Origin of the sequence: Actinomadura kijaniata NBRC 14229 (genome assembly GCF_001552175.1) — a bacterium.
In the GTDB taxonomy this organism is placed as follows: Bacteria; Actinomycetota; Actinomycetes; order Streptosporangiales; family Streptosporangiaceae; genus Spirillospora; species Spirillospora kijaniata.
Genome location: NZ_BCQR01000349.1, coordinates 1 through 722, shown reverse-complemented (window position 1 = coordinate 722; position 722 = coordinate 1). Strand labels below are relative to the sequence as shown.

Genomic DNA, 722 nt, shown 5'->3' with positions numbered 1-722 from the left:
CGGCGACGGTGTTGTGGGTGGCCTCGTCGATGAGGATGAACCCGCCGGTCAGCCGGTTGCGGCCGTAGTCGTCGACGAACAGCGGCTGGGTCACCCGCAACGAGATCCGGCCGATCTCGTTCAACCCCAGCCCGGTGGCAGTCTCGTCGCGGTGCAGGGTGTTGACATCCAGCCGGTAGTGCAGGTCCTTGACCATCGCCCGCGCGGTGCGGGTGGTGTGCTTGACCAGCAACTTCATCCGCGGCGACAACTGCCGGTCCGGGGTCATCCAGCACACCATCGCCTCCAGGTCCTGGGCGACCTCGGGCCGGTTGCCCGGCCGGGCGATCATGTCCCCCCGCGAGATGTCGATATCGTCGGCCAGCCGCAACGTCACCGACATCGGCGCATACGCCTCCTGGACGGATCCGTTCGGCCCGTCGATATGGGTGATGGTGGTGGTCAGCCCGGACGGCAGGTGGACGACCTCATCACCGGGCTTGAGGACGCCACCGGCGACCTGCCCGGCGTAACCCCGGTAGTCGTGCAGCTCGGGATCGGTGGACTTGTGCGGGCGGATGACGTACTGCACCGGGAACCGCACATCGATCAGGTTGCGGTCCGAGGCGATGTGCACATGCTCCAGATGGTGCAGCAGCGAGGACCCCTCGTACCAGGGCATGTTGCCGCTGCGCTCCACCACGTTGTCGCCGTGCAGCGCCGACAGCGGGATGAAGGTCAGG

The 722-nt window shown here is 67.2% G+C and carries 1 protein-coding gene; it reads right to left on the bottom strand.

Going from position 1 to position 722, the window contains the following annotated elements:
• A partial coding sequence (locus AKI01S_RS48665; protein WP_439951720.1) for an elongation factor 1-alpha C-terminal domain-related protein occupies window positions 1-722 on the bottom strand: 722 nt, incomplete at both ends.